Source organism: Pseudomonas sp. C9D1, from assembly GCF_056491235.1.
Map to the genome: position 1 here is coordinate 3,315,755 of NZ_JBSZIE010000002.1, position 22,081 is coordinate 3,337,835.

21 protein-coding genes are annotated in these 22,081 nt (G+C 66.6%); 6 read left to right on the forward strand and 15 right to left on the reverse strand.

What is annotated here, in order from left to right:
* Positions 1-9 precede the first annotated feature (9 nt).
* Positions 10-1,317 carry a CitMHS family transporter gene (locus ACXI0U_RS23135; RefSeq protein WP_431482992.1) on the forward strand — a complete coding sequence of 436 codons (1,308 nt, stop codon included), beginning with the start codon at positions 10-12 and terminating at the stop codon, positions 1,315-1,317.
* Between the two features lie 106 nt (positions 1,318-1,423).
* A complete protein-coding gene (locus ACXI0U_RS23140; protein ID WP_431482993.1) occupies positions 1,424-2,185 on the forward strand; it encodes a TerC family protein in 762 nt (253 codons plus the stop codon).
* Between the two features lie 77 nt (positions 2,186-2,262).
* Here the strand turns inward: ACXI0U_RS23140 and prfH are convergent, their stop codons facing one another.
* The 3 genes from prfH to ACXI0U_RS23155 form a co-directional block, all read right to left on the reverse strand.
* Positions 2,263-2,877, reverse strand: a complete 615-nt coding sequence (prfH, locus tag ACXI0U_RS23145; RefSeq protein ID WP_374979377.1) for a peptide chain release factor H — start codon at positions 2,875-2,877, stop codon at positions 2,263-2,265.
* On the reverse strand, positions 2,877-4,013 hold the full coding sequence (locus ACXI0U_RS23150; protein ID WP_431482994.1) for an RNA ligase RtcB family protein: 1,137 nt from the start codon (positions 4,011-4,013) through the stop codon (positions 2,877-2,879). The genes prfH and ACXI0U_RS23150 overlap by 1 nt, the downstream gene beginning before the upstream one ends.
* Before the next feature lie 230 nt (positions 4,014-4,243).
* Positions 4,244-4,495 (reverse strand): hypothetical protein, encoded by a 252-nt coding sequence (locus ACXI0U_RS23155; RefSeq protein ID WP_021222314.1) that lies wholly within the window; start codon positions 4,493-4,495, stop codon positions 4,244-4,246.
* 92 nt (positions 4,496-4,587) lie between these two features.
* Here ACXI0U_RS23155 and ACXI0U_RS23160 point away from each other — a divergent pair, with 92 nt between their 5' ends.
* Positions 4,588-5,361: an AraC family transcriptional regulator gene (locus tag ACXI0U_RS23160; RefSeq protein WP_479550886.1), complete on the forward strand. Its 774-nt coding sequence runs from the start codon at positions 4,588-4,590 to the stop codon at positions 5,359-5,361.
* On the opposite strand, the gene ACXI0U_RS23165 is transcribed toward ACXI0U_RS23160, so the two are convergent.
* The 7 genes from ACXI0U_RS23165 to ACXI0U_RS23195 form a co-directional block, all read right to left on the reverse strand.
* Positions 5,358-6,257 carry a peptidoglycan DD-metalloendopeptidase family protein gene (locus ACXI0U_RS23165; RefSeq protein WP_043243052.1) on the reverse strand — a complete coding sequence of 300 codons (900 nt, stop codon included), beginning with the start codon at positions 6,255-6,257 and terminating at the stop codon, positions 5,358-5,360. The genes ACXI0U_RS23160 and ACXI0U_RS23165 overlap by 4 nt on opposite strands.
* Before the next feature lie 103 nt (positions 6,258-6,360).
* Positions 6,361-7,263, reverse strand: a complete 903-nt coding sequence (locus ACXI0U_RS23170) for a response regulator (RefSeq protein ID WP_021222317.1) — start codon at positions 7,261-7,263, stop codon at positions 6,361-6,363.
* Positions 7,264-7,758: 495 nt separating this feature from the next.
* Positions 7,759-8,508, reverse strand: a complete 750-nt coding sequence (gene phoU / locus ACXI0U_RS23175) for a phosphate signaling complex protein PhoU (protein WP_184491991.1) — start codon at positions 8,506-8,508, stop codon at positions 7,759-7,761.
* 113 nt (positions 8,509-8,621) lie between these two features.
* The gene (pstB, locus tag ACXI0U_RS23180; RefSeq protein WP_021222319.1) at positions 8,622-9,455 is read right to left on the reverse strand and encodes a phosphate ABC transporter ATP-binding protein PstB; all 834 of its coding nucleotides are present in this window, start codon (positions 9,453-9,455) and stop codon (positions 8,622-8,624) included.
* An 81-nt stretch (positions 9,456-9,536) separates the two neighbouring features.
* Complete coding sequence (gene pstA / locus ACXI0U_RS23185) at positions 9,537-11,153, reverse strand: phosphate ABC transporter permease PstA (protein ID WP_021222320.1); 1,617 nt, start codon at positions 11,151-11,153, stop codon at positions 9,537-9,539.
* Between the two features lie 67 nt (positions 11,154-11,220).
* Positions 11,221-13,509, reverse strand: coding sequence for an ABC transporter permease subunit (locus ACXI0U_RS23190; protein WP_374979382.1), 2,289 nt, complete (start codon positions 13,507-13,509; stop codon positions 11,221-11,223).
* A 169-nt stretch (positions 13,510-13,678) separates the two neighbouring features.
* On the reverse strand, positions 13,679-14,650 hold the full coding sequence (locus tag ACXI0U_RS23195; protein ID WP_021222322.1) for a phosphate ABC transporter substrate-binding protein PstS: 972 nt from the start codon (positions 14,648-14,650) through the stop codon (positions 13,679-13,681).
* 156 nt (positions 14,651-14,806) lie between these two features.
* Between ACXI0U_RS23195 and ACXI0U_RS23200 the strand changes: the two genes are divergently transcribed.
* Complete coding sequence (locus tag ACXI0U_RS23200) at positions 14,807-16,114, forward strand: PQQ-dependent sugar dehydrogenase (protein ID WP_431482998.1); 1,308 nt, start codon at positions 14,807-14,809, stop codon at positions 16,112-16,114.
* Positions 16,115-16,187: 73 nt separating this feature from the next.
* On the opposite strand, the gene ACXI0U_RS23205 is transcribed toward ACXI0U_RS23200, so the two are convergent.
* A complete protein-coding gene (locus tag ACXI0U_RS23205) occupies positions 16,188-17,474 on the reverse strand; it encodes an MFS transporter (protein ID WP_431482999.1) in 1,287 nt (428 codons plus the stop codon).
* A gap of 289 nt (positions 17,475-17,763) precedes the next feature.
* On the opposite strand from ACXI0U_RS23205, the gene ACXI0U_RS23210 reads away from it, so the two are divergent.
* Both ACXI0U_RS23210 and ACXI0U_RS23215 read left to right on the forward strand, forming a co-directional pair.
* Positions 17,764-18,171 (forward strand): acyl-CoA thioesterase, encoded by a 408-nt coding sequence (locus ACXI0U_RS23210; RefSeq protein ID WP_021222325.1) that lies wholly within the window; start codon positions 17,764-17,766, stop codon positions 18,169-18,171.
* Between the two features lie 142 nt (positions 18,172-18,313).
* Complete coding sequence (locus tag ACXI0U_RS23215) at positions 18,314-19,231, forward strand: D-hexose-6-phosphate mutarotase (RefSeq protein ID WP_374979384.1); 918 nt, start codon at positions 18,314-18,316, stop codon at positions 19,229-19,231.
* A gap of 137 nt (positions 19,232-19,368) precedes the next feature.
* On the opposite strand, the gene ACXI0U_RS23220 is transcribed toward ACXI0U_RS23215, so the two are convergent.
* The 4 genes from ACXI0U_RS23220 to purE all read right to left on the reverse strand — a co-directional run bounded on the left by ACXI0U_RS23220 (position 19,369) and on the right by purE (position 21,914).
* A complete protein-coding gene (locus ACXI0U_RS23220; RefSeq protein ID WP_374979385.1) occupies positions 19,369-19,914 on the reverse strand; it encodes a DUF3299 domain-containing protein in 546 nt (181 codons plus the stop codon).
* 98 nt (positions 19,915-20,012) lie between these two features.
* The gene (locus tag ACXI0U_RS23225; protein WP_271659442.1) at positions 20,013-20,261 is read right to left on the reverse strand and encodes a GlsB/YeaQ/YmgE family stress response membrane protein; all 249 of its coding nucleotides are present in this window, start codon (positions 20,259-20,261) and stop codon (positions 20,013-20,015) included.
* 75 nt (positions 20,262-20,336) lie between these two features.
* A complete protein-coding gene (locus ACXI0U_RS23230) occupies positions 20,337-21,419 on the reverse strand; it encodes a 5-(carboxyamino)imidazole ribonucleotide synthase (protein WP_316924314.1) in 1,083 nt (360 codons plus the stop codon).
* A 3-nt stretch (positions 21,420-21,422) separates the two neighbouring features.
* Positions 21,423-21,914, reverse strand: a complete 492-nt coding sequence (purE, locus tag ACXI0U_RS23235; RefSeq protein WP_021220952.1) for a 5-(carboxyamino)imidazole ribonucleotide mutase — start codon at positions 21,912-21,914, stop codon at positions 21,423-21,425.
* Positions 21,915-22,081: the final 167 nt, after the last annotated feature.

The following is a 22,081-nucleotide window of genomic DNA, read 5'->3' on the forward strand; positions in this document are numbered from 1 at the left end:
GAGATTCCCATGCTGACCTTCCTTGGCTTCGCCATGGTCATGACCTTCATGTACCTGATCATGACCAAGCGCCTGTCCGCGCTGATCGCGCTGATCATCGTCCCCATCGTCTTCGCCCTGCTCAGCGGCTTCGCGGCCGGCATCGGCCCGATGATGCTGGAGGGCATCGGCAAGCTCGCCCCCACCGGCGTGATGCTGATGTTCGCCATCCTCTACTTCGCCCTGATGATCGACTCCGGGCTGTTCGACCCCGCCGTGCGCGCCATCCTGCGGGTGGTCAAGGGCGACCCGCTGAAGGTCTCGGTGGGCACCGCCGCCCTGGCGCTGATCGTCTCCCTCGACGGTGACGGCGCCACCACCTACATGATCTGCGTGGCCGCCCTGCTGCCGCTCTACAGCCGCCTGGGCATGAGCCCGCTGATCATGGCGGGGCTGATCATCCTCGCCGGCGGCATCATGAACATGACCCCCTGGGGCGGCCCCACCGCCCGCGCCGCCAGCGCCCTGCACGTGGACCCGTCGGACATCTTCGTGCCGATGATCCCGGCCATGGTCGCCGGCGCCGTAGCGCTGTTCGCCCTGGCCTGGGTCTATGGCAAGCGTGAGCGGGCCCGCCTCGGCGTGCTGCAACTGCCGGACGAACAGATCAGCCACGACGAGATCAGCGTTTCCCAGTACCCGGAAGCGCGCCGGCCGAAACTGCTGTGGGTGAATGCGGCGCTGACGGCCACGCTGATGGTGACGCTGATCGCCGGCCTGCTGCCGCTGCCGGTGCTGTTCATGATCGCCTTCAGCATCGCCATGATCATCAACTACCCCTGTCTGCAGCAGCAGAAGGAGCGCGTCGCGGCCCATGCCGGCAACGTGCTGGCGGTGGTGGGGCTGATCTTCGCCGCGGGCATCTTCACCGGCATCCTCTCCGGCACCGGCATGGTGGAGGCGATGTCCAAGAGCCTGCTGGCGGTGATCCCGCCGTCCCTCGGGCCGTACATGGCGGTGATCACCGCGCTGGTGAGCATGCCCTTCACCTTCTTCATGTCCAACGACGCTTTTTATTACGGCGTGTTGCCGGTTCTCACCGAAGCGGCGGGCCATTACGGCATCAGCCCGGTGGAGATGGCGCGGGCCTCCATCGTAGGCCAGCCGGTGCACCTGCTCAGTCCGCTGGTGCCCTCCACCTACCTGCTGGTGGGTCTGGCGAAGATCGAATTCGGCGACCACCAGCGCTTCACATTGAAGTGGGCGGTGATGATCTGTCTGTGTATCCTGCTCGCCGCACTATCACTCGGCGTGTTCCCGCTGTTCGGTACACACTGAACCGCAGGCGACGCGCCCTCGCCGAAGCCGGAAATGCCCTCGCGCAGATTCCGGCTTCGTCGTGCTCCAACCCCCTGAACGCAGCAACGCACGAGGAAACCGCATCATGGAATGGCTGACCAGCCCGGAAATCTGGGTCGCCTTCTTCACCCTGACTGCCCTGGAGATCGTCCTGGGCATCGACAACATCATCATGATCGCCATCCTCGTGGGCCGCATGCCGCCGCACATGCAGGCGCGCACCCGCTTCTTCGGCCTGGCGCTGGCGATGGTCACACGCATCCTGCTGCTGCTGTCGATCACTTGGATCATGCGGCTCACCGCCGACCTGTTCCACGTCTTCGACCAGGGCATCTCGGGGCGCGACCTGATCCTGTTCTTCGGTGGCCTGTTCCTGTTGTGGAAGAGCAGCACCGAGATGTACCACAGCCTCGAAGGCGAGGATGAAACCGAGCAGCCGCAGGCCGGTGGCGCCGCGCGCAACTTCATCGGCACCATCATCCAGATCGCCATCATCGACATCGTGTTCTCCCTGGACTCGGTGATCACCGCCGTGGGCATGGTTTCCCACGTGCCGGTGATGGTCGCCGCCATCGTCGTCGCCGTGCTGGTGATGATGGCCGCCGCCGGCACCATCAGCGACTTCATCGACATGCACCCGAGCCTGAAGATGCTGGCCCTGTCGTTCCTCGTGGTGGTCGGTACCGTGCTCATCGCCGAGTCGTTCGAAGTCCACGTGCCGAAGGGCTACGTCTACTTCGCCATGGCCTTCTCCCTGGCCGTGGAAGCCCTGAACATCCGCATGCGCACCGCGCGCAAGCGCAAGGAAGACCCGGTCAAGCTGCGCAAGGACATCCCCGGGGAATAAGCCCGGGCGTCATCGCCAGCTGAAATGAAGAACGGGGCCGAATGGCCCCGTTTTTTTGTGGGTGGGTGAAAGCCGGCTCACACCGGCTCGAAGCGCTCGCCTCGGAAGCAACGCACCGGGTTGCCCCGCTCCACGCGGTGGTGGAACAGGCGCCGCTCGGCGCGCAGGGCGTCGTCGGCCTGTTCGGCGCGTTGTGCCAGGCGCTGGCCGATGAGCAGCGTGGCCAGGCGCTTGTTGGCGTGCTGGCTGCGCTCGCTCTGCACCTTGACGCTGATGCCGCTGGCCAGGTGGGTGGCGCGCACCGCCGAGTCGGTGGTGTTGACGTGCTGGCCGCCCGGGCCCGAGGAGCGCAGGGCTTCGAAGCGGATCTCACCTTCCAGGCTGGCCGGTGGCGCGGCGAACCGCGCACCGCCGAAGAACCAGTTCTTGCGCCCGTGGTTGGGCCGGTAGGGGCTGGGGCAGGTCCATTGCAGGGAGCCTTCCCAGTGCCCGGCCAGCTCGTCCGCACGCGCGCCGTCCAGGGCCAGCAGCACGGAGGCGAGCGTGCCGCGACGGGCGCCCTCCTCCCGCTCCAGCACCTGGGCCTGCACATCCAGCATGGCGGCTTCGTCCAGCAGCCGGTGCAGCGCCTTGGCCACCGCCAGGGCGCATTCGTCCGGCCCCTGGGCCGCCGAGAGTTGCAGGAGGATCATCAGCAGCAGCCTCCCTTGGTCTTGTAGGTGAGCACCGGCTTGAGCCGCGCCAGCACCCGCACCAGGCCGGCCTCGCGCAGGGCGCCGACCACCGAGTCGATGGCCTTGTAGGCTTCCGGCGCTTCCTCGTAGATCAGCGCGCGGTCGGCGCAGATCACCCGGCTACCCAGGGCGGTGCGTTCCAGTTGTTCCATGCTGTAGCGCTTGGCGAGGCGGTCCTTGCACTCGCTGCGCATCCATTTGCGCCCGGCGCCGTGGGCCAGCGAGAGCAGGCTGCGCTCGTCGGCCACCGGTGCCACCAGGTAGCTGTAGTCGCCCCGGGAGCCGGGGATGACCATCACGCCCTGGTCCGCCGGCGTGGCGCCCTTGCGGTGCAGCCAGCCGCCGACGCCGCCGATGGTCGCGGCGGAGACGAGGTTGTGGTTCACGTCCAGCAGTTGCTCGCCGTCGGCACGCAGGCGTTCCAGCATGCGTCGGGCGATCAGTTGCCGGTTGGCCTCGGCGAAGCGCAGGGCGCCGTCGTGGCGGGCCAGGTAGTGCTCGGCCTCGGCGCTGCCGGCTTCCAGGCCGGCGTGGCTGAAGCGGTCCACCTGCTCGCGCAGGATGGCTTCGCCCAGGCCACGGGAGCCGCTGTGCACCAGCAGGAGCAGGTGCTTGCGATCGACGCCCAGGGCCACCAGGGCCTCGTCGTCATAGGCTTCGTCGAGCTGCTGCAGCTCGGCGAAGTGGTTGCCGCCGCCGATGGTGCCCAGGGAGCGCTCGTGCCCGCAGGGCGGCAGGCCGAAGGCGGCGATCGCCTCCTGCCAGCTGTCGTCCAGCGGTGCGTCGAGGGAGCCCAGGCGCTTCTCCAGCTTGTCGAGGTGCAGCTTGGCGACCGGAATGTCGGTGCGCCAGAAGGCCATGCCGCAGCCGATGTCGTTGCCCACCAGCGCTGGGTAGAAGCGGCCGCTGGAGAAGAACGCGGCGCCCACCGGGTAGCCGCGCCCCGGGTGCAGGTCCGGCATGCCGGCCACCCGTTGCATGCCCGGCAGGCGGGCGGTGGTTTCAAGTTGCTGGATCGCTTTTCCTTCGATCCAGGTGTCGTCCGCGGCGATCAGGGTGATGCCGTCGGACAAATTGCGAATGCAAGTGCCCATAGTCCAATCCAAATGGGTTGAAACGAAAAATGCTTGGATTTGGCAGGTCTGGGTCGGGCAGTGCGGAACCGTCGCGAAGAAGGACGGAAGAAGCGATTTAAGCCAGGCGCGACCTGCAAAGGGTGATCAGTGTTTGCATGATGGACCTCCTTTTGCTGTCGGTTGAGGGGAGAAGAAGGCGCGAATCCTAGGCCGATCCGCGCCGCTGCGCAATCCCCGTCATGCACGACTCATGATTGCCCGCACAAAGCCCGCAGGGCCGGGTCGCGCACCTGCAGCAGCTCGAACAGCCCCAGCGCCTGCAGCGCCGGCAGGGCGGCCAGCACCTCCCGTTCGGCAGCGGCGCGCTGCTGCGCCGGGGTGGCCGGGTCGCACCAGCACCGGGCGTTGATCAGAAAGGCGCCCACTGTGCCCTTGCGCACGCGGGTGCCGTTGAAGTCACGGTGGTCGAGATGGTCGGGAAGCAGGTCTTCGGCACGCATGGCGGTGTCCTCCTGTGGATGAGGGCCCATTTTGCGGCCGGGGATTTGGCTAAACTGCCTTATCCATGCCGATCGATAACGTGAAATTGCCAATGTCGCAGCCCCTGGTTTCACCCTCCCTCGCCCAGGCCGATGGCGGCCCGCTGCTGGTCGCGGTGTGGCAGCACAGCCCCCTCGAACGCCAGACCGCCCTCCACTCCCACGCCCGTGGCCAGCTGCTCGGCGCCGGGCAGGGCCTGCTGTCGGTGACGGCGGCCGACAGCCATTGGGTGGTGCCGGCCACCCATGCGGTGTGGGTGCCGCCGGGTTGCGAGCATGCCCTGCGTTCCCACGGGCCCTTCGATGGCTGGAGCGTCTATGTGGCGCCGCAGGTGTGCCGGGCACTGCCGCAGGCGCCCCGGATCATCGCCACCTCGGGCCTGCTGCGGGAGGCGGTGCGGCGTGCGACGGACTGGGGCGAGGGGCCGCTGGATGAACGGCAGCTGCGTATCGCCGGGGTGATCCTCGACGAGCTGCTGGGCCTGCCGGAAGAACCCTTCGGCCTGCCTCTGCCGACGGACCCGCGCCTGCGGCGCATCTGCCAGGCACTGGCCGATGAGCTGGCGGACAACCGCAGCCTGGAGGCCTGGGCGCAGTGGGCGGGGGTCTCGTCCCGGACCCTGGCCCGGCGCTTCGTCGAGGAGACGGGCTTCGCCTTCGGCCAGTGGCGCCAGCGCGCACGCCTGCTGCGGGCCCTGGAGCGCCTGGCGGCGGGCGATGCGGTGACGCGGGTGGCGCTGGAGCTGGGCTATGACAATGTCAGTGCGTTCATCGCCATGTTCCGGCGTCACTTCGGGGTGACGCCGGGGCGCTATTTCGCGCGCTAGTCGTCGCCGCCGACGGCGAAGTTGGGCAGGCTGTCCACCGGCTGGGCGAACTTGAAGGGGATGGATTCCAGCGCCAGGCCGACGTTGCGCTGGATGACGAAGTGCAGGTGCGGGCCGGTACTGTTGCCGGTGTTGCCGGAACGGCCGATCTGCTCGCCGATGGCCACGCGCTGGCCTTCCTGGACCTTCACCGAGCCACGCATCAGGTGCAGGTAGACGCCCATGGTGCCGTCGTTGTGGAGGATGCGCACGAAGTTGCCGGAGGGGTTGTTGCCCCGGCCGCTCTGCTGGTTTTCGATCTTCACCACCATGCCCGGGCGGGCGGCGACGATGGGCGTGCCTTCGGGCATGGCCACGTCCTGGGCGTAACGGCCCTTGGGGGTGAAGTGGCTGTACTGGCCGTTGGCACCCTGGGTGAGGCGGAACGGGCCACCGAGCCAGGGCAGCGGGTAGTTGTAGAGCGAAGGCTGCTGCCGCGGGTCACCCAGGGCGTAGCGCAGGCGCGGCTTGTAGCGCATGGCCTTGCTGGAGTCGGCCGGGGCCAGGGTGGCGAGGCGGATCTTGCTGCGCGGTGGCAGCACCCAGCGGATGGGCTTGTCCGGCGCGCCCACGGCGTTGCTGACGTTGCTCAGGCTCAGCTCCACTTCCACCGGCGCGTAGAGGTCGTTGCGCACCAGCAGGGTTTCGCCGGCATCGTGCTTCTGGGTTTCCAGCTTCACCGAGAGGTCCAGGCGCTCGACCATGCGATCACGGAAAACGAACACCTGCGCGCCCGCGACGGCCTTGTCGGTGTAGGTGACCACGCCGTTGGCATCGGTGTACTTGTAGATGGTCAGCGCGCACGCCGGCAGGGCTGCCGCCAGCGAACCGCAGAGAAGAAGAATGCGCCCTAGCATGACTGCATGGATCTAGTGGTTATGGGTATCCCGGAGCTGGCAAGCCTAGCAGCGCCGCCGGCACCACGCGAGGCGCCGGCCGTCGGGCTGTGACGGGGTTGGCTCAGGCGCCGGGTACGAAATGTTTCTGCGCCGAGCCACGGGCGATCAGGCGCGAGAGGTAGTCGAGCTTCTGCGGGTCGCGGTCGACGAAGCGGAAGGTCAGTTGCAGCCATTCGCTATCGGGCTTGGGCTCCAGGGCCGCCACCGAGTGCAGGTAGCCGTTGAGGCGCGCCACCTCGCCGCCTTCGCCCTGCTCCAGGTCGAGCACGGCGCTTTCCAGCACCTGGGGCAGCGGCTCGCCGCGCTTCACCACCAGATGGGCGTCCTTGAGGCTGATGGTCTTGATCACGCAGGAGAGCACGCCGCTGGGCAGGCGCAGCTGCGCCTGGCCACGACCACCTGGCGCCTGGCCGGCGGCCTTGGCCGACGGGGTCGGTGCAGCCGGCTTGGCAGCAGCCTTGGGTGCCGCGGCGGGCTTGACCACCTCGGCCTTGCCGCCGGTGAGGGCGGCCAGGGAATCATTGGCGAAGCCGCCGCTGCTGAGCATCTTCGGCGGCGCGCCGGCGGCCAGGGCTTCGAGCTTGCCGGCGCGGGCCAGCTGCTTCTTCACCTTGGTCACCAGCTGGTCGTTGGAGAAGGGCTTGCCGATGTAGTCGGAGACGCCGGCCTGGATGGCCTGCACCACGTTCTCCTTGTCGCCACGGCTGGTGACCATGACGAAGGGCGTGGTCTTCAGCGTGTCCTGGGAGCGGCACCAGGTGAGCAGCTCGAGGCCGGACATCTCCGGCATCTCCCAATCGCAGAGGATCAGGTCGACGGCCGAACGCGCCAGCATCTGCTGGGCCTTGCGCCCGTTGATCGCTTCTTCGATCTGGATGCCGGGGAAGTGATCGCGCAGCCCCTTCTTCACCAGATCGCGAATGAAGGACGCATCGTCCACTACCAGCACTGTCACCTTGCTCATCGACCACTCCTCAGAGAACGGGCGTAAGCATAGCCTCGGCTGATAGCGCTTTGCCAAACTGAATGCGACATCGCGCACCCTTTCGGGTGAAAGGTGGTTTCCGGGATGGTGCCGGGGCATTGAAAGGCACGGGTTTCGTGAGGCTCGCGGAGCACGAACACGTCGCGCACTCCACCCTACGCGAGGCCGTGCCAATGAGCTGTGGTTGGGCCCCCGTCGGTGATGCACCCTACAACACGCATTCATCCTGTCGAGTGCTCAGTTCGAATCGCCACAGGCAGAGTCGATGATTCATGACCACCGTCCCAAAGGCTTGGCTGCCCACGTTCAAATGAATCCGCGCCCACAAAGGTGAGGCATGGGGCGCCACCGAGCGGGCGACGCTTCGCGAGCAGAGCTCGCTCCTACGGTGGGGATGGAGAAGGTGAGGAGGGTGGTTGGAGCCACCCACGAAAACGCCCGGCATGGCCGGGCGTTTTCCTGAAGCGGGGCGGATCAGCTGGCGGGGGTGTCGCCACCCTTGTTGGCAGTGCCCTTCACTTCTTCCTGCATGCGCGCCAGGCCCATGTGGCGGACGTCGGTACCGCGCACCAGGTAGATCACCAGCTCGGCGATGTTGCGTGCGTGGTCGCCGATGCGCTCCAGGGAACGCAGGGCCCAGATGATGTTGAGCACGCGGCTGATGGCGCGCGGGTCTTCCATCATGTAGGTGACCAGCTCGCGCAGGGCGGTCTTGTACTCGCGGTCGATGGTCTTGTCGTACTGGGCCACGGACAGGGCCAGGTCGGCATCGAAGCGGGCGAAGGCGTCCAGCGACTCCTGCACCATGCGACGCACCTGGTCGCCGATGTGGCGGACTTCGACGTAGCCGCGCGGCGACACGCCTTCTTCGCAGAGCTGGATGGCGCGGCGGGCGATCTTCGAGGACTCGTCGCCGATGCGCTCCAGGTCGATCACCGACTTGGAGATGCTGATGATCAGGCGCAGGTCGGAGGCCGCCGGCTGGCGACGGGCGAGGATGCGTACGCACTCCTCGTCGATGTTGCGCTCCATCTGGTTGATCTGGTCGTCGATCTCGCGCACCTGCTGGGCCAGGCCCGAATCGGCGTCGATCAGCGCGGTGACGGCGTCGTTGACCTGTTTCTCCACCAGGCCGCCCATCGCCAGGAGGTGGCTGCGCACGTCCTCCAGTTCGGCGTTGAACTGCTGGGAGATGTGATGGGTGAGGCTGTCTTTGTCGATCATGTTCGCTCCGCGAAAGCTGGAAGCTTGAAGCCAGAAGCTTGAAGCCTGTTAATCGGTGCCCGTCTTACAACCTCCAGCTTCAAGCTTCCCGCTTCAAGCTGGCGCCTGTGCGACTAGCCATAGCGACCGGTGATGTAGTCCTCGGTCTGCTTCTTGGCCGGGTTGGTGAACAGGGTATCGGTATCGCCGAATTCGATCAGCTTGCCCATGTACATGAACGCCGTGTAGTCGGAGACGCGCGCGGCCTGCTGCATGTTGTGGGTGACGATGACGATGGTGTACTTGCTCTTCAGCTCGTAGATCAGCTCTTCCACCTTGAGGGTGGAGATCGGGTCCAGGGCCGAGCAGGGTTCGTCGAGCAGCAGCACTTCGGGTTCGACCGCGATGGTGCGGGCGATGACCAGACGCTGCTGCTGGCCGCCGGAGAGGCCGAGGGCGGATTCGTGCAGGCGGTCCTTGACCTCCTCCCACAGCGCCGCGCCCTTGAGGGCCCATTCAACGGCTTCGTCGAGCACGCGCTTCTTGTTGATGCCCTGGATGCGCAGGCCGTAGACGACGTTCTCGTAGATGCTCTTGGGGAAGGGGTTGGGCTTCTGGAACACCATGCCGACGCGGCGGCGCAGCTCGGCCACTTCCTCGCCCTTGCGGTAGATGTTGTTGCCGTCGAGGCGGATCTCGCCATCGACGCGGCAGCCATCCACCAGGTCGTTCATGCGGTTGAAGCAGCGCAGCAGCGTGGACTTGCCGCAGCCGGACGGCCCGATGAAGGCGGTCACGCGCTGTTTCGGGATGTTCATCTGCACGTCGTACAGGGCCTGCTTCTCGCCGTAGTACAGGTTGAGGCCGGGCACTTCGAGGGCAACGGTTTCCTCGGCCAGGCTCAGGCTCTGCTTGCTGCGGCCGAGGGCGGAAATGTTGACGCCGTGGCTATGGCTTTCGTGTTGCATGATTTCACTCCGTTCGTAGCGCCTGGCTACAAGCTTCAAGTTTCAAGCGGAGCGGCGTGTGGCACGCCGCTCGGGGCTAACTCAGTTGTCCAGCGCCTTGTACTTCTCGCGCAGGTGGTTGCGGATGGCGACGGCCGAGAGGTTCAGCAGCGCGATCACCAGCACCAGCAGCAGCGCGGTGGCGTACACCAGCGGGCGGGCGGCCTCTACGTTGGGGCTCTGGAAGCCGACGTCGTAGATGTGGAAGCCCAGGTGCATGATCTTCTGGTCGAGGTGCAGGTAGGGGTAGTTGCCATCCACCGGCAGGCTCGGGGCCAGCTTGACCACGCCCACCAGCATCAGCGGCGCCACTTCACCGGCGGCGCGGGCCACGGCGAGGATCAGGCCGGTCATCATGGCCGGGCTGGCCATCGGCAGGACAATCTTCCACAGGGTCTCGGCCTTGGTCGCGCCCAGGGCCAGGGAGCCCTCGCGTACCGCGCGGGGAATCCGCGCCAGGCCTTCCTCGGTGGCCACGATCACCACCGGCACCGCGAGGATGGCCAGGGTCAGCGAGGCCCAGAGCAGGCCCGGGGTGCCGAAGGTCGGCGCCGGGGCGGCTTCAGGGAAGAACAGGCGGTCGATGGAACCACCCAGCACGTAGACGAAGAAGCCCAGGCCGAACACGCCGTAGACGATGGCCGGCACACCGGCCAGGTTGTTCACGGCGATGCGGATGATGCGGGTGAGCACGCCCTGCTTGGCGTATTCGCGCAGGTAGATGGCCGCCACCACACCGAAGGGGGTGACGATCACGGCCATGATCAGGGTCATCATCACGGTGCCGAAGATGGCCGGGAAGATACCGCCTTCGGTGTTGGCCTCACGGGGGTCGTCCGCCAGGAACTCCCACAGCTTGGCGAAGTAGAAGCCGATCTTCTGGAACACACCCATGGCGTTGGGCTGGTAGGCATGCACGATCTTGCCTAGGGTGATTTCCTGCTCCTGGCCACCGGCTTCGCGAACCACCACGCTGTCGCGGTTGAAGGCTTCGTGCAAGCCGCCCAACTGGGCTTCGAGGCCCTTGTAGCGGGCGTCCAGCTCGGCACGCGCGGCAGCCAGGTCGGCCTGGGCGGCGGCGTCCAGCTTGCCGTCCAGCTCCAACTTGCGGCCATCCAGGCGCAGGCGTTCGAGGCCATGGTTGATGGCGCCGATGTCCTTCTTCTCCAGCTTGTAGAGCTGGGCGTAGAGGTCATCGACACGCTTCAGGCGCTTCTGCAGCTCGGCCATGGCGGCCTCGCCCTCGGCGACGACCTGGCCGTTCTCCTTGACGCTCACCAGGCGGCCGTAGAAGTTGCCCCACTCGCGGCGCTCCATGGCGATCAACTCGGCGGGCTTCTTCTGGTCTTGCAACCATTCGCCCACCACCCAGGTGAAGTCGCTGCCGTAGACCTCGCGGTTGCCCACCTTGAGCAGCTCGCGGGTCATGAACTCGGGGCCTTCTTCGGGCACCGGCAGGCCGGCACCCTTGAGGCGCGCGCGGGACACTTCCTCGATCTGCACCGCTTCGCCGATCAGCGCCTTGGGCGCCTGGCCCGGCACGCTGTACTGGGCTTCGATCAGGTCGGCCGGCCAGAAGTGGCCGAGACCGCGTACGGCGATCACCGACAGCAGGCCGATGGTCATGATGACGGCGATGGACACGGCGCCACCGCTCATCCACACACCTGGCGCGCCGCTCTTGAACCAGTATTTGAGGGAAACCTGTTTCACGGAATTCTCCACCTTAAAGCGAGGCGTATTTCTTGCGCAGGCGCTGACGGATCAGCTCTGCCAGGGTGTTCATCACGAAGGTGAACATCAGTAGCACCAGGGCCGCGAGGAACAGCACGCGGTAGTGCGAGCCACCCACTTCGGACTCCGGCATTTCCACCGCGACGTTGGCTGCCAGGGTGCGCATGCCTTCGAAGATGTTCACTTCCATCACCGGGGTGTTGCCGGTGGCCATCAGCACGATCATGGTCTCGCCCACTGCACGGCCGAGGCCGATCATCAGCGCCGAGAAGATGCCCGGGCTGGCGGTGAGGATCACTACGCGGGTCAGGGTCTGCCAGGGCGTGGCGCCCAGGGCCAGGGAACCGTAGGTGAGGCTTCGCGGCACGCTGAAGATCGCGTCTTCGGCGATGGAGAAGATGTTCGGGATCACCGCGAAGCCCATGGCCAGGCCGACGATCAGGGCGTTGCGCTGGTCGTAGGTGATGCCCAGGTCATTGCTGATCCACAGGCGCATGTCGCCACCGAAGAACCAGGCTTCCAGCAGCGGGCTCATACCCAGGGCGAACCAGCCCACCAGCAGCACCACGGGGATCAGGATCGCCGCTTCGAAACCGTCCGGCACGCGCAGGCGGATCGACTCCGGCAGGCGGCTCCAGAGGAAGCCGGCGAGCAGGATGCCGATCGGCGTCAGCAACAGCAGGCTGAAGATGCCCGGCAGGTGGCCTTCGACGTAGGGCGCCAGGAACAGGCCGGCGAAGAAGCCGAGGATCACCGTCGGCAGCGCTTCCATCAGCTCGATCACCGGCTTCACCTTGCGACGCATGGTCGGGGCCATGAAGTACGCGGTGTAGATGGCGGCGGCGATGGCCAGCGGAGCGGCCAGCAGCATGGCGTAGAAGGCGGCCTTGAGGGTGCCGAAGGTCAGCGGTGCCAGGCTCAGCTTGGGTTCGAAATCAGTGTTGGCGGCGGTGGATTGCCAGACGTATTTGGGTGCGTCGTAGCTTTCGTACCAGACCTTGCCCCACAGCGCGCTCCAGGAGACTTCCGGGTGCGGGTTGCGCAGGCTGAAGGGCAGCAGCTGGCCGCCCTCCTCGACTATCACGCGGTTGGCGCGGGGCGAGAAGGCCATCAGGCCGGCGCCGTCGGTGACCTGTTCGATCAGCAGGGTGCGCTCGGCGGTGCTGTGGAAGACGCCGAGCTTGCCGCTGGCATCCAGAGCCAGGAAGCCCTTGCGGCGCTCTTCGGGGGCGATCTGCACCACCGGTGCCTTGCCCAGCTGGAAGCTGCGGATGTGGGTCAGCCGGGCTTCGCCGTCGGCACCACGGACCATGAACCACTGGCTCACGTCGCCCTTGGAGTCACCGATCATCAGCGAGATGCCGCCCAGCAGCAGGCCGCTGGCGGAGACTTCGCGATCGCCTTCCTCGAACAGCTTGTAACGGCCGTTGAGGCTCTTCTCGTGCAGGCTGAAGACGTCTACCTGGGCGCGGCCGTTGACCACGTAAAGCCATTGCAGGCGCGGGTCGACGTAGATCGCCTTGATCGGCTCGGTCATCTGCGGCAGGTCGATGGCGTTCTGCTCGACGGTGGTCTCGCCGGTCATCATGTTCTCTTCGCTGACCAGCTCCTGCACGTGCAGCTGGTTACCGGTGGAACCGGCCAGCAAAAGGGTCTCGTCGTTGTGGCTGACCGCCACATGCTCCAGGGCGCCGCCGGCCTGGTTCAGTACCAGGGGCTTGTCGCCGTAGGGGAAGTCGATCTGCGGGGTGATCACCCGTTTGTTGTCCGGGTAGGTCACCACGTAGCTGTGCTTGAACAGCAGCACCTGGCCGTTGCTCAGGCCCAGGGCCACCAGCGGGCTGCCGGGCTGGTCCTGGCCGATGGAGGCGACGCTGACGCCAGCCGGCAGGGGCAGTTGGCTGCGCTTGAGTTCGGCGCCGTCCTTGGTGGAGAAGAAGACCGCTTCACCCTTGTCGGAAACACGCATGCCGACCTGGTTCTGCTCCTCGATGGTCAGCAGCAGCGGCTTGCCGGCGTCCTGCTGGAGCCAGGCAGGGCTCTGCACCTTCTTCGCGGTCAGCTCGGCACCCTGGAACAGGGGCAGCACCACGTAGGCGAGGTAGAAGAAGATCAGGGTAATGGCCGCGAGAACGGCCAGGCCGCCCACCAGTACGTACCAGCGGGTCAGGTTATCTTTCAACGCACGGATGCGGCGCTTGCGCTGCAGCGCCGGCGTGTTGAAATCGATGCGCGCGGGGGGATTCGTCGAGGTCATGGGGGAACTGGCCAGATCATTCATGGGCACACCCTAAAGCCTTCGTATGACAGAAAGATTACAGCGAGGTGACGCAACGAGGCCCACCCTGGGCATGGTGCCGGGGGCGGGCCTCCATGGCGGGGGTCTCCCGCCATCGTCGCGTCCTTGCGGGGCGGTCTGCTAAGCGACCGCCCCCTTCATCTGTCCTGGATTACAGGCCCAGATCCTTCAGTGCTTTTTCAGCGACCTTGGCCGGCAGCGGGATGTAGCCATCCTTCACCACGACCTGCTGGCCTTGTTGCGACAGGACCAGCTTCACGAACTCGGCTTCCAGCGGGGCCAGAGGCTTGTTCGGGGCCTTGTTGACGTAAACGTAGAGGAAGCGGGACAGCGGGTAGGTGCCGTTCAGGGCGTTCTGCTCGTTGTCTTCAACGAACTCGCCGCCTTCTTTCTTGGCCAGGGCTACGGTCTTCACGCTGGAAGTCTTGTAGCCGATGCCCGAGTAGCCGATGCCGTTGAGGGACTGGCTGATGGACTGGACGACGGAAGCCGAACCCGGCTGCTCGTTGACGTTGGCCTTGAAGTCGCCTTTGCACAGGGCTTCTTCCTTGAAGTAGCCGTAGGTGCCGGATACCGAGTTACGGCCGAACAGCTGAACCGGCTTGGCAGCCAGGTCACCGGTCACGCCCAGGTCGCCCCAGGTCTTGACGTCGCTCTTGCCACCGCACAGGCGGTTGGCGGAGAAGATGGCGTCAACCTGCTGCATGGTCAGGCCTTTGATGGGGTTGTCCTTGTGCACGAAGATCGCCAGGGCGTCGACGGCAACCGGAACAGCGGTCGGCTTGTAGCCGTACTTCTGTTCGAAGGCCTGCAGCTCGACGTCCTTCATCTTGCGGCTCATCGGGCCCAGGTTGGCGGTGCCTTCGGTCAGAGCCGGCGGCGCGGTGGAAGAACCGGCGGCCTGGATCTGGATGTTCACGTTCGGGTATTCACGCTTGTAGGCTTCAGCCCACAGAGTCATCAGGTTGGCCAGGGTGTCCGAACCAACGCTGGAGAGGTTGCCGGATACGCCAGTGGTCTTGGTGTAGGACGGGATGGACGGGTCGACAGCGGCAACCGCGCTGGCGGTCGCAACGCCGGCGGCGACGAAAGTCAGGGCCGCCATCAAACGCTTCAGTTTCATGCCTTGCTCCTAGCAAAGGATCGGGTTGGATGAATCGGGGGCCAGTATCTGCAGGCCGTATGAACACTCTATGAACCGAATATGACAATTGGATGAATGGCCATCATGGCTGTCCAACTCTGCTTGAATGAGCCCGCACCCCTCAGGAGAACGCCCATGCACCCCCTACGACTGATGCCCCTGGCGGTCCTCGTCGCCGCCTGCTCGGCCTGCGGCGACAAGGCCAGCCTGGAGGTGAGCGACGGCACCGGCGCCAACCCGACGCTGCCGCCGCCGAACAAGACCCTGCTGCCCACGGTGAACGTCGCCCCGGCCAAGGGCTGGGCCGAAGACGGCCAGCCAACCGCCACCGCCGGTACCGAGGTGAAGGCCTTCGCCACTGGTCTGGACCACCCGCGCTGGCTCTACCTGCTGCCCAACGGCGATGTGCTGGTGGCCGAGAGCAACGCCCCGGCGTCCGGCGAAGGCTTCAGCCTCAAGGGCTGGATCGCCGGCAAGGTCATGGAGAAGGCCGGCGCCCGCACCCCCAGCGCCGACCGCATCACCCTGCTGCGCGACACCGACGGCGACGGCGTGGCCGACCTGAAGACGCCCTTCCTGGAGAACCTCCACTCGCCCTTCGGCATGGCCCTGGTGGGTGGCGACTTCTATATCGCCAACGCCGACGCCCTGGTGCGCGTGCCCTACGAGGAAGGCCAGACGCGCATCGAGGCCACGCCGCAGAAGGTCACCGACCTGCCGGCAGGCATCAACCACCACTGGACCAAGAACGTCATCGCCAGCCGCGACGGTAGCAAGCTGTATGTCACCGTCGGCTCCAACAGCAACGTCGGCGAGAACGGCCTGGAGATGGAAGAAGGTCGCGCGGCGATCTGGGAAGTGGACCGCGCCAGCGGCAGCAAGCGCCTGTTCGCCAGCGGCCTGCGCAACCCCAACGGCCTGGCCTGGGAGCCCGAGACCGGCACGCTGTGGACGGCGGTGAACGAACGCGACGAGATCGGCAGCGACCTGGTGCCCGACTACATCACCTCGGTGAAGGACGGCGGCTTCTACGGCTGGCCCTGGAGCTACTACGGCCAGCACGTCGACGAGCGCGTGCAGCCGGCCAACCCGGACATGGTCGCCAAGGCCCTGGTGCCCGACTACGCCCTGGGCCCGCACACCGCGTCCCTCGGCATCGCCTTCGGCAAGGGCGGCGCCCTGCCGGACTTCCAGAACGGCCTATTCGTCGGCCAGCACGGCTCGTGGAACCGCAAGCCGCACAGCGGCTACAAGGTGATCTTCGTGCCCTTCAAGGGCGGCAAGCCCAATGGCGAACCGGTGGACGTGCTCACCGGCTTCCTCGACGAGGACGGCAACGCCCTGGGCCGCCCGGTGGACGTGATGCTCGACGCCCGCGGCGCCCTGCTGGTGACCGACGACGTCGGCAACAAGGTCTGGCGCGTGACCTCGACCGTCAAGTGAGCAAAAGCACCGTAGGATGGGTAGAGCTCCGCGAAACCCATCACTGCGGAGCTCCCCACTGGGATGGAGCCGATCAGCGCTTCTTGCCGATCAGGTACAGACCAATGAACACCGCCAACCCGCACAGGGCCGCCACGTAGTAAGCCGGGCCCAGCGGGTCCCACTTCATCAGCAGCGAGACGATCATCGGCGTCAGGCCGCCGAAGATGGCGTAGGCCAGGTTGTAGGAGAACGACAGGCCGGAGAAACGCACCACCGGCGGGAAGGCCTTGACCATCACATAGGGCACGGCACCGATGGTGCCGACGAACAGACCGGTCAGCGCGTAGAGCGGGAACAGCCAGTCCGGGTGCGCCTGGAGGCTGGTGTAGAAGGTCCAGGAGCTGGCTGCCAGCAGCAGCCCACCGACCAGGAAGGTACGGCCCGCGCCGAAGCGGTCGGCGATGGCGCCCGAAGCGATGCAGCCGACCGTCAGGCAGACGATGGCCAGGCTGTTGGCCTTGAGCGCCGTGGCCGCCGCGAAGCCGTACACGGTCTGCAGCACGGTGGGAGTCATCAGGATGACGACCACGATGCCGGCCGACAGCACCCAGGTCAGCAGCATGCTGATGGCGATGGCGCCCCGGTGCTCGCGCAGCACCGCCTTGAGCGGCACCTCCTCGGCCAGTGCCTTGCGCTGCTGCAGCTCGGCGAACACCGGCGTCTCGTGCAGCCAGCGGCGCAGGTAGACGGAGAACAGGCCGAACACGCCGCCCACCAGGAAGGGGATGCGCCAGGCCCAGTCCTGCACCTCGGCCGGGGTATAGATGCTGTTGATCAAGGTCGCCATCAGCGAACCCAGCAGGATGCCGAAGGTCAGGCCCGAGGTCAGGGTGCCGCAGGCGTAGCCGATGTACCGCTCCGGCACGTGCTCGGCGACGAACACCCAGGCGCCGGGCACCTCGCCACCGATGGCCGCGCCCTGGATCACCCGCAGCAGCAGCAGGGCCAAGGGCGCCAGGATGCCGATCTGCTCGTAGGTGGGCAGCAGGCCCATGATCAGCGTCGGCACCGCCATCAGGAAGATGCTCAGGGTGAACATGCGCTTGCGCCCCAGCAGGTCGCCGAAGTGCGCCATGACGATGCCGCCCAGGGGCCGCGCCAGGTAACCGGCCGCGAAGATGCCGAAGGTCTGCATCTGGCGCAGCCATTCGGGCATCTCGGCGGGGAAGAACAGCTTGCCCACCACCGCCGCGAAGAACACGAAGATGATGAAGTCGTAGAACTCGAGGGCGCCGCCCAGGGCGGACAGGGACAGGGTCTTGTAGTCGCTGCGGGTCAGTGGCCGCGCGGGAGCCTCGGAGGCGAGAACGGTGGACATGGGTGATCTCTTGTCAGTGCAGGCAGGGCGTGCCCCGCCGCTGCGTTGGCGGCGGGTCGGTCCGCAAAATAGCAAAAAGCCGCCGAGCGCACACAATCTCTGACGTATGGGTGGTCAAAAGCGAAACCCGGCGGTCGTCGCCCGTCGCGGCGAGCTATATACTGCGCGCTGTTGCGCGCGGGCGACATGCAGTGGGTCGGCGGGCGCAGGGGGAATTTTGCAGGGCACCTTGCCCTTCCCCGTCCATAGACGCCATCCAAAGCAGCACAGGGGCAGAGGCACCCCAGGCATGATCGAGATCGAAGAAGAAGAAAACCTGACTCCCCAAGGCGACCTGGCCTTGCAGATCACCGCACTTCCCCGCGAAACCAACGGCTTCGGCGACATCTACGGCGGCTGGCTGGTCTCGCAGATGGACCTCGCCGGCACCGCCATGGCCAACAAGGTCGCCGGGGGCCGCGTCGCCACCGTCGCCATCGACCGCATGGCGTTCCTCGTCCCGGTCGCCGTGGGCGCCCAGCTCTCCTTCTATACCCAGGCACTGGAAATCGGCCGCAGCTCGATCCAGATGCTGGTCGAGGTATGGAGCGACGACCCGCTCTCCAGCGAATGGCGCAAGGTCACCGAAGCGGTCTTCGTCTTCGTCGCCATCGACGGCAGCGGTCGCACCCGCCCGGTTCCGCCGCGCCGCGGCTGAGCCCCGTCCCGAGGGGCGAGCGCTCGCGCGAACGCCCCCTCCCCCTTGTACGCTTCATGCATTCGCCGGTTTCGGGGGAACCCCGCCGGCCCGCCCCTGCCCAATGCAGACGGCAAGCAGCAAAAGGCCCAGGAGCACCCGGATGAACAGCGAAAGCAAGGTTCCGCAGATCGAGCGGATCGACATGGATCAACTGCCCTGCTGGCGCCTGCGCACCGCCGATGCGGAACTGCTGGTGGCACAGCAGGGCGCCCAGGTGCTCAGCTACCAGCGCAACGGCGAGGAGCCGCTGATCTGGCTCAGCGAGCAGGCGGCCTTCCAGCGCGGCCAATCGGTGCGCGGCGGCGTGCCGGTGTGCTGGCCCTGGTTCGGTGACCTGCAGCGCAACCCCGAGGCGATCCAGGCCCACTACCAGGGCGATGGCGCAGCGCCGGCCCATGGCGGCGTACGCAGCCTCGACTGGGAACTGGAAGGGGTGGAAGCCCTGGATGGCATGGCACGCCTGGTGCTGTCCTGGGACAGCCGTCGCACACCACTGCCCGGCTGGAAGGGCGACGCCGAGCTGCGCCTGGAAATCCGCCTGGGCCAGCGCCTGCAACTGACCCTGGAAACCCGCAATCGCGGTGACGCGCCCCTGGCCCTGAGCCAGGCGCTGCACAGCTACTTCGCCGTCAGCGACATCCGCCAGGTGCGGGTGGAAGGCCTGGACGGCTGCGACTACATCGAAACCCTGGAAGGCTGGGAACGCCGCCAGCAGGTGGGCGAGGTGACCTTCGGCGGCGAGACCGACCGCATCTACCTCGGCACCCCGGCACGCCTGGCCATCCGCGATGACGCCTGGCGCCGCCGGGTGCTGATCGAAGCCAGCGACTCGGCCTCGGCGGTGGTGTGGAACCCCTGGATCGACAAGGCCGCCCGCCTCTCCCAGTTCGCCGACGACGCCTGGCAGCGCATGCTCTGCATCGAAACCGCCCGGGTGCTCGACGACAGCCTGCTGCTGCAACCGGGCGCCCGCCACAGCATGGGCGTCAGCCTGTGGAGCGAAGCGCTTGGCGACTAAAGTCGCCCCTACCTAGGCTCGGACATGACCGCTGTGTAGGGTGGAGGTCGCTTTCTACCTCCACCAGGCGGAGCCAAACGCGGCACATTGCGATGCCGCGACTCGGCATTGGCGGGGCGCGCCGCCCGAACGCCGCCTTACTGGATGTCCTCATCCTCCACGACCCGCACCTCGCCCGCATCCAGCGCGTAGGCGGCATCGGCCAGGTCGTTGCTGACCTGCTCCACCTTGAGGGTGCCGGTGACCCAGAGCGGGGTGTAGATATCGTCGAGGGCGATGCCCTTGGGGTAGCGCACCAGCACGATCTGGTTCGGCGGCGGCGGCGGTACGTGGATGCAGGCGCCCGGGTAGGGAACCAGGAAGAACAGCGTGCCGCGCCCCTTGGCGTCGGTCTCCAGCGGTACCGGGTAGCCGCCGATGCGGATCTTCTGGCCATTGAGCTTGGCCACCGTCTTCGCCGAATACATCACCGCCGGCAGGTCCTTGTCCTGCTGCTTGAGGCCGCCCTTGTTGTTGAAGGTACCGTCCGCTTCCGGGGTGTCGTGGCTGATTTCCGGCATCTCCTCCAGGGCCTTGCGGTCCTCGGCGGGCATCAATTCCAGCCAATCGGTTTCCGGCATGTCCAGCCGGGCATGGACCAGGGTGCTGCACAGCAGCAGGGAGAGAAGCAGGGCACGGCGCATCGAAGAGGACTCACGTAAAGAAACAGGCGCCAAGACTAGCAGGCTGTTGAAAAACTGACTGCGTTGCCGCTGCGGCGCCCGCTTCCGGTTCCCAGCCCTCAGTCGTTCTTCTTGATCAGGCCGTAGATCACCAGCAGCACGATGGCGCCCACCACCGCACCGATGAAGCCCGCGCCTTCGCCAGCCTGGTAGATGCCCAGGGCCTGACCGCCATAGGTCGCGGCGACGGAGCCGCCAATGCCCAGCAGGATGGTCCAGATCCAGCCCATGCTGTCGTCGCCGGGTTTGAGGAAGCGCGCGACCAGACCGACGATCAGGCCGATGAAGATGGTTCCGATGAGCCCCATGGCATTTACTCCTGAATGAAAAAAGGGCGTGTCCGTGGACACGCCCTTTTTCAGACTGAGCGCAGCGGCAGGGGTTCAGCCGGCGATCAGTGCCTCGACCGCGGCGATCTGCCGATCGAGGGTGGCGCGATCAGCGCAGCGCAGGGTGGCATGGCCGACCTTGCGCCCGGCCTTGAACGCCTTGCCGTAATGGTGCAGGTGACAGTCGGCGACGGCGATCACCTGGTCCACGGCCGGCACTTCGCCGATGAAGTTGAGCATGGCGCTCTCCCCCAGCTTGGCGGTGGAGCCCAGGGGCAGGCCGGCGACGGCACGCAGGTGGTTCTCGAACTGGCTGCACTCGGCGCCTTCGATGGTCCAGTGCCCGGAGTTGTGCACGCGCGGGGCGATTTCGTTGGCCTTCAGGCCGCCGTCCACCTCGAAGAACTCGAAGGCCAGCACGCCGACGTAGTCCAGCTTCTGCAGCACGCGACCGACGTAATCCTCGGCCAGGGCCTGCAGCGGATGGTCGGTGCTGGCGATGGACAGGCGCAGGATGCCGTTGTCGTGGGTGTTGTGCACCAGCGGGTAGAAGCGCGTCTCGCCGTCACGGGCACGCACCGCCACCAGGGACACTTCGCCGGTGAAGGGCACGAAGCCTTCGAGGATGCAGGGCACGCTGCCCAGCTCGGCGAAGGCGCCGGTCACGTCCTCGGGCTTGCGCAGGACCTTCTGGCCCTTGCCGTCATAGCCCAGGGTGCGGGTCTTCATCACCGCCGGCAGGCCGATGGCGGCCACGGCGGCGTCCAGGTCGGCCTGGGACTGGATGTCGGCGAACTCGGGGGTGGGGATGCCCAGCTCCTTGAACATCGACTTCTCGAACCAGCGGTCACGGGCGATGCGCAGGGCGTCGGCCGAGGGATAGACCGGCACGAACTGGGAGAGGAAGGCCACGGTCTCGGCCGGCACGCTCTCGAACTCGAAGGTCACCAGGTCCACTTCATCGGCCAGCTGGCGCAGGTGGTCCTGGTCGCCGTAGTCGGCGCGGATGTGTTCACCAAGGGCCTGGGCGCACGCGTCCGGGGCCGGGTCGAGGAAGGCGAAGTCCATGCCCAGCGGGGTGCCCGCCAGGGCCATCATGCGGCCGAGCTGGCCGCCGCCGATCACGCCGATCTTCATCTGTCAGGCCTCACGCGGGTCCGGGTTGTCGAGCACCGAGCGGGTCTGCTCGTCGCGGAAGGCCTTCAGCGCCGCGTGGTACTGCGGGTGCTGGTGGCCGAGGATGCTGGCAGCCAGCAGGGCGGCATTCACCGCACCGGCCTTACCGATGGCCAGGGTGGCGACCGGGATGCCCGCCGGCATCTGCACGATGGAGAGCAGCGAGTCGACGCCCGAGAGCATGGACGACTGCACCGGCACGCCGAGCACCGGCAGGTGGGTCTTGGCCGCGCACATGCCCGGCAGGTGGGCGGCGCCGCCGGCACCGGCGATGATCACCTGGATGCCACGGGCCTCGGCCTCATCGGCGTACTGGAACAGCAGGTCCGGAGTGCGGTGCGCGGAAACCACCTTCACCTCGAAGGGGATGCCCAGCTTTTCCAGCATCTCGGCGGTGTGGCTGAGGGTGCTCCAATCGGATTTGGAGCCCATGATCACGCCTACCAGTGCGCTCATCGTCGTGCCTCATCAAGAGTCGAAAAACCAACAAGCCACGCATATGGCGTGGCTTGTCTGCGATGTGGGCCGGCGTGCGCTGCCGGCCGAAGGCCGCGCAGTATAACGCAAAGCCCGGCCTTGCCTACCGTCCGTCCAGCGGCTTGCCAAGGCGCCCGGAAATTGCC

Excerpts from the sequence above, each read along its gene's own strand:
- ACXI0U_RS23135 (WP_431482992.1), top strand. The coding sequence starts at position 10 with ATGCTGACCTTCCTTGGCTTCGCCATGGTCATGACCTTCATGTACCTG.
- ACXI0U_RS23140 (WP_431482993.1), top strand. The coding sequence starts at position 1,424 with ATGGAATGGCTGACCAGCCCGGAAATCTGGGTCGCCTTCTTCACCCTG.
- prfH (WP_374979377.1), bottom strand. The coding sequence starts at position 2,877 with ATGATCCTCCTGCAACTCTCGGCGGCCCAGGGGCCGGACGAATGCGCC.
- ACXI0U_RS23150 (WP_431482994.1), bottom strand. The coding sequence starts at position 4,013 with ATGGGCACTTGCATTCGCAATTTGTCCGACGGCATCACCCTGATCGCC.
- ACXI0U_RS23155 (WP_021222314.1), bottom strand. The coding sequence starts at position 4,495 with ATGCGTGCCGAAGACCTGCTTCCCGACCATCTCGACCACCGTGACTTC.
- ACXI0U_RS23160 (WP_479550886.1), top strand. The coding sequence starts at position 4,588 with ATGTCGCAGCCCCTGGTTTCACCCTCCCTCGCCCAGGCCGATGGCGGC.
- ACXI0U_RS23165 (WP_043243052.1), bottom strand. The coding sequence starts at position 6,257 with ATGCTAGGGCGCATTCTTCTTCTCTGCGGTTCGCTGGCGGCAGCCCTG.
- ACXI0U_RS23170 (WP_021222317.1), bottom strand. The coding sequence starts at position 7,263 with ATGAGCAAGGTGACAGTGCTGGTAGTGGACGATGCGTCCTTCATTCGC.
- phoU (WP_184491991.1), bottom strand. The coding sequence starts at position 8,508 with ATGATCGACAAAGACAGCCTCACCCATCACATCTCCCAGCAGTTCAAC.
- pstB (WP_021222319.1), bottom strand. The coding sequence starts at position 9,455 with ATGCAACACGAAAGCCATAGCCACGGCGTCAACATTTCCGCCCTCGGC.
- pstA (WP_021222320.1), bottom strand. The coding sequence starts at position 11,153 with ATGAGCGGTGGCGCCGTGTCCATCGCCGTCATCATGACCATCGGCCTG.
- ACXI0U_RS23190 (WP_374979382.1), bottom strand. The coding sequence starts at position 13,509 with ATGAATGATCTGGCCAGTTCCCCCATGACCTCGACGAATCCCCCCGCG.
- ACXI0U_RS23195 (WP_021222322.1), bottom strand. The coding sequence starts at position 14,650 with ATGAAACTGAAGCGTTTGATGGCGGCCCTGACTTTCGTCGCCGCCGGC.
- ACXI0U_RS23200 (WP_431482998.1), top strand. The coding sequence starts at position 14,807 with ATGCACCCCCTACGACTGATGCCCCTGGCGGTCCTCGTCGCCGCCTGC.
- ACXI0U_RS23205 (WP_431482999.1), bottom strand. The coding sequence starts at position 17,474 with ATGTCCACCGTTCTCGCCTCCGAGGCTCCCGCGCGGCCACTGACCCGC.
- ACXI0U_RS23210 (WP_021222325.1), top strand. The coding sequence starts at position 17,764 with ATGATCGAGATCGAAGAAGAAGAAAACCTGACTCCCCAAGGCGACCTG.
- ACXI0U_RS23215 (WP_374979384.1), top strand. The coding sequence starts at position 18,314 with ATGAACAGCGAAAGCAAGGTTCCGCAGATCGAGCGGATCGACATGGAT.
- ACXI0U_RS23220 (WP_374979385.1), bottom strand. The coding sequence starts at position 19,914 with ATGCGCCGTGCCCTGCTTCTCTCCCTGCTGCTGTGCAGCACCCTGGTC.
- ACXI0U_RS23225 (WP_271659442.1), bottom strand. The coding sequence starts at position 20,261 with ATGGGGCTCATCGGAACCATCTTCATCGGCCTGATCGTCGGTCTGGTC.
- ACXI0U_RS23230 (WP_316924314.1), bottom strand. The coding sequence starts at position 21,419 with ATGAAGATCGGCGTGATCGGCGGCGGCCAGCTCGGCCGCATGATGGCC.
- purE (WP_021220952.1), bottom strand. The coding sequence starts at position 21,914 with ATGAGCGCACTGGTAGGCGTGATCATGGGCTCCAAATCCGATTGGAGC.